Below are 2,463 nucleotides of genomic sequence, written 5' to 3'. Positions count from 1 at the left end.
CGGGTACGGCGCTGCCGGCGCCCCGGCCGGATACGGCGCGGCGAGCGCGACGGCGGGCGTGGCGAGAACAAGAAGCGCAGCGGCGGCGGCGAGCGCCCCGCGAAGTGGTGATCGTGACATGGCACCACCTTCGCGGCATCCCGGTGACCTGCGCTTCGGCCGAAAAGACACGCGACCGGTACGACTTCCGAAGATCCCCCTACGCCGAAGGTCTCAGCCGTGCACCACCGACATGAGCGGCACCCCACGGACAGGGCCTCGGCGTTGATTCCCTATGCCTCGTTTCGGCGGGTTGATCAGATTTTGTGGACGGCGAAGGCGTCCTGGCGGTCGAGGAGGTCGCGGCGGGCGTGGGCGATGTCGGCGCGGCCGGCCAGACGAGCGGTGCTGATCGCCAAGTTGCGGAAGCCCGCCAGGGCTCTGGGGGCGGTCCCTGTCCTCACCTGGGAGGCGTCTTCGCGAAACGTCACACCCCGGACCCAGTGGAGACGATTCTCCACGCCCCGGTGCGCACGCTCGCAATGGTTGAGGTGCGCAGGACCGGCCAGATCGGCGGGCAGGCTGGTGATGCCGTACATGATCTCTTTTCCGGTCCGCACTCCGTCCAGGCCTCCGACGTCGCGGCGAAGCCGGAAGGCCTGCCGGGCACCGGGGAACAAGGCGTCATCGGCGGGAGCGGCGCGGATCGTGCGGCGCTCACTGCGGCCGTGCCCACGATCACCTTCGGTGGCGGTGGCGGCGCTCCACTCGGCATCCGGGCCGCGCGCCGTTGCTCACGCTCGATGGAGCCGGGCGTGTCGGGGATCTGCGGCACCGGCGCCGCCTTGCGGACCACCTCGGCCACATAGCCGCTGATCGCCGCGTCCAGCGCGTCGGCGTCCAGGTCCGCCAGGACGCGGCGGAAGGTCTTTTTCACTGGGCACGACGAACAGGCCGGTGAACGGATCACGGTAGGCCCCCAGCCGCTTTCAGCACGGCTTGCGGGGTCCGGGTGGCCCACTGCCGGATCGCCGTGATGCTGTCGCCGCCGACCACGAGCGTCGCGCACGCGGTCAACGTCAAGATGACCGGCAGCCGGCGCCGCAGCCCGCAGGCCGAGCGCTGATCGGGTACGGCCGCCGATCGGCGTATCAGCGCCGATTCCACCGCGGCCGGATCGGCGGCCAGTTCCGCTTCCCGCAGCGCCAGGTCGGTGAGCTGGTCAAGACACGGGACGCGACGGGGGCTGGTCGGGGAGGATGGGGACACGAGCGCGGCTCCTGCGATGATCTTCGGATTCGACACCTGAAAGATCAGCAGAAGTCGCGCTCTTTCGTCTTCTACCTGACCGAACGCTCAACGCTGCCATACCGCATCAGAGCCCAGGAACGCCGGGGCCCTGTCCCTCCAGCGGCCCTCGCATCGACCTCCGCCGTTTTCCATCTCCAGCCAACGATGCTGACATACAATATATTTATAGATGACCAACATAGGAGGGAAGACGTGGCCGTCACCCAGATCGACATCGACGACGAGGCCCTCGCCGAGGCCATGCGCATGCTCGGCACCACCACGAAGAAGGACACCGTGAACGCGGCCCTGCGGGAGTACGTCGCCCGCATCAAGCGCATCGAGGCGCTGGAGAAGCTCTCCGCCCGGGCGGCACGCGGGGAGTTCGATGAGGCCGTCACCGCCCACGAGAAGGCCAAGCAGGCGCGGAAGGAGGCCTTCTCTTGACGGGTTACCTCATCGACACCTCAGCGCTGTGGCACCTGCTCCGCACACCGGAGACACAGGAGGCATGGGTGGATCGCATTACTTCCAGGGCACTGAGCATCTGCGAACCCACCCGGACGGAGTTCCTCTACTCGGCGACCGGCCCCGATCACCGGGACGAGCTGGAGACCGAGCTCAACGACCTCTGCCGACTCGCCGCCGTTCCCAAGAACGCATGGCGCTGGGCCGAGCAGGCACAGTACAAACTCACCCTGAAGGGACAACATCGCTCAGCGGGAGCGATCGACCTCCTGCTCTGCGCCACTGCCGTCCACCACGGGCTCACCCTGCTGCACGTCGACAACGACTTCGTCACGGTCTCCGCCGTCATGACCGAGCTCCGGCAACGAGACATCCGTATCCCCTGAAGCGCCTCCTCGGCGGGAACCCGGTCCAGATCACCCGCGCGTGAACGCCCCAGAGCGGCCACCGTCCGCTGATCGGCCAGGGCGATCGCCTCCCCACCAGGACCGCACGACGCCGGACAGCATGCTGAGGTCCGCCGCCTCGACCTCCGCCCGGAAACGCTCCCGCTGACCGGGCGGGAGGGCCGCGCGAATGGCTTTGATCGTCCTCGGCAGGCGCACTGGTCCAGGAGTCGACGAGTCGGCGACGGTCATGGTGCTTCTCCTCATCCAGGTCCTCTCAAGAGTCAAGGCCGCGTAGTTAAGCCGTGACCCCTGCTGTCGACTTGGCTGTTTCTGCAGG

5 protein-coding genes are annotated in these 2,463 nt (G+C 68.0%); 3 read left to right on the top strand and 2 right to left on the bottom strand.

The window, feature by feature from the left end:
* Positions 1–296: 296 nt before the first annotated feature.
* A complete protein-coding gene (locus tag ACWJ6R_RS34590) occupies positions 297–470 on the bottom strand; it encodes a hypothetical protein (protein WP_449066249.1) in 174 nt (57 codons plus the stop codon).
* Between the two features lie 12 nt (positions 471–482).
* Here ACWJ6R_RS34590 and ACWJ6R_RS34585 point away from each other — a divergent pair, with 12 nt between their 5' ends.
* Positions 483–848: a hypothetical protein gene (locus ACWJ6R_RS34585; RefSeq protein WP_449066248.1), complete on the top strand. Its 366-nt coding sequence runs from the start codon at positions 483–485 to the stop codon at positions 846–848.
* Between the two features lie 97 nt (positions 849–945).
* Here the strand turns inward: ACWJ6R_RS34585 and ACWJ6R_RS34580 are convergent, their stop codons facing one another.
* Positions 946–1,248 (bottom strand): hypothetical protein, encoded by a 303-nt coding sequence (locus tag ACWJ6R_RS34580; RefSeq protein ID WP_449066247.1) that lies wholly within the window; start codon positions 1,246–1,248, stop codon positions 946–948.
* Positions 1,249–1,482: 234 nt separating this feature from the next.
* Between ACWJ6R_RS34580 and ACWJ6R_RS34575 the strand changes: the two genes are divergently transcribed.
* Positions 1,483–1,716 (top strand): type II toxin-antitoxin system VapB family antitoxin, encoded by a 234-nt coding sequence (locus ACWJ6R_RS34575; RefSeq protein ID WP_449066246.1) that lies wholly within the window; start codon positions 1,483–1,485, stop codon positions 1,714–1,716.
* On the top strand, positions 1,713–2,123 hold the full coding sequence (locus ACWJ6R_RS34570) for a PIN domain-containing protein (RefSeq protein WP_449066245.1): 411 nt from the start codon (positions 1,713–1,715) through the stop codon (positions 2,121–2,123). The genes ACWJ6R_RS34575 and ACWJ6R_RS34570 overlap by 4 nt, the downstream gene beginning before the upstream one ends.
* Positions 2,124–2,463: the final 340 nt, after the last annotated feature.

This window comes from Planomonospora algeriensis, from assembly GCF_977012225.1.
This window is presented reverse-complemented; position numbering and strand designations above follow the sequence as displayed.